General features: G+C 66.4%; 1 pseudogene. It reads right to left on the reverse strand.

The features are described 5' to 3' along the window. Nucleotides 1-1,993: pseudogene (locus tag EOA79_RS31670) on the reverse strand (translocation/assembly module TamB); the annotation flags it as partial.

Genomic DNA, 1,993 nt, shown 5'->3' on the forward strand with positions numbered 1-1,993 from the left:
AGCGACAGCAGAAGCCCGTTGATCGCGCTCTTGCCATTGGCGGTGGCAAGCACGGCATTGCCCTGCAGCGGCTGTCCGGCGACATTGCCGGTCAGTTGCACATCGGCCGCCGGATTGGCGGCATCCGCCTTGCCTGTCGCGGTGAGCTTCAGTCCGGTGATCTCGCGCGCCGCCACGGACAGCCTGTCGCTGTTCACCGTCAGCGAGAGGTCGGGCGCCATAATCGGACCTTGCGCATTCAGGCCAAAAGCGATGGCGCCCTTGGCGTCTTTCGACAGCAGCGAAACGTCGCTCAACGCCCCCCTGATGTCGGCGGCAAGCTTTTTGTCGGCAAGGCTCGCCTGCCCGTCGGCGCTCAGCGCGCCCGAGTTGAGCTTCAAGCCGGAGACATTGACGTTGCCGTTGGCGTCGCGTTTCAGCGCGGCGCTCAATTGCGCGCTCTCGCCCAACATGCCGCGCACCGCCGCCGGCAAAGCGGAAGAAGCGACATTGGCGTTCACATTGAGGTCGACGGCGCCGTCGCGCAGCGACATGCGGCCGGCGACCTGGCTGTTGAGCGCATCGCTCTTGAGCGAGCCGCTGTTGACGGCAACGGCGTCGCTCGTCAAACGGCCGTTGACCTCGGCCGTGACCTTGCCGGCAACCAACGGCGCGATCATCGGATTGTCCAGGCCGATCCTGTCGATCGACACCGTCCCGGAGACCGGGCCTGCCCGCCCCTTGAGATCGAACGCATCCGAATGCAGCGCAACGGCAAGGCCGTCCACATTCACCTGGCTGGCGGCAACCGAAGGCAGGATGGCGGAAGCCTCGAGGCGGGCCTGCGTGCTTTGGCCGGCTATCTTTGCCGACAATGACTGGACCTCGATCTTGACCGGGCTTTCGGCGCTGCCGATCGTCAACGGCAGGCTGGGCCCGGATGACGTCAGATCGAGCGAAAAATCGCTGACGCCGTTCGGATTCAAGGTGCCGGCGGCGTTGCCGGAAATCTTGTCGCCCGAAAGCGTTGCATGGTCCAGGGCCAGGCCGCTCGCCAGACCATAGCTGCCGGCGGCATCCAGATCGAGCGGCCCAAGTCCCGCCTGGCGGGTCTGGCTGGTCTCGGCGCCGGCAAGCTTGGCGTCGAATTCGATATCGGGATTGGCCGACGGACCCGTGAGGTGTGCCGTGCCTTCCAGCGTTCCGGCGGCATCCAGGCCCGGCACGAAATCATTGGCGAGCGCCGCAGGCAGGCCGGCGAAATTGGCCGTCAGGTCGAGGAGCTGGCCGGCGCTGCCGGAAATGGTCGCCGAGCCGCCGCCGAGATTGAGCGCAAGCTTCTCGACGCTGGCGACGCCGTTGGCGATTGCAAGGCGCGACGGCTCGGCGATCGCCGCCTTGATGCCGCGCAGGGTCGCTTCGCCGGACGCGATCTCGACGCTGGTCTTGCCGTCGGCGATCTTCACGCGCCCGGTCGCGGTGGCCGGAATGCCGGATGCCGTCGCGCCGCCGGAAAAATTGGTCCAGTCGCCGTCGCGCCTCAGGTCGATGCCGATACCGCTGACCACTGTCTTGCCGGAAGTGACGCTGTCGGCCTTGATCGTGCCCGATATTGCCGGTCCCTTGAGATAATTGGCGATCAGCGCATTGACGGTGATCGCTTTCGCCGCCACTTCGCCGCGCGCGATCGATGTGCTGGCCGCATTGATGGTGAGGTTCGGAGCCGCGCCATCCTTGGCGAAGGCGATCGTGCCGTTGATATCGCCGGTCGCCGTCTGGCCGCCTAGCGCCGCCAGCGGGCCGACATCGGGAACGGCCAGCGTCAGCGTGCCAACCGGCAGGAACTGGTCGTCGAGCGCGAGGTCGCCGAAGATCTTGTTCGGTCCCAGCGACAGCAGAAGCCCGTTGATCGCGCTCTTGCCATTGGCGGTGGCAAGCACGGCATTGCCCTGCAGCGGCTGTCCGGCGACATTGCCGGTCAGTTGCACATCGGCCGCCGGATTGGCGGCATCCG

The organism is Mesorhizobium sp. M1A.F.Ca.IN.020.03.2.1 (assembly GCF_004023205.1).
Lineage (GTDB): Bacteria > Pseudomonadota > Alphaproteobacteria > Rhizobiales > Rhizobiaceae > Mesorhizobium.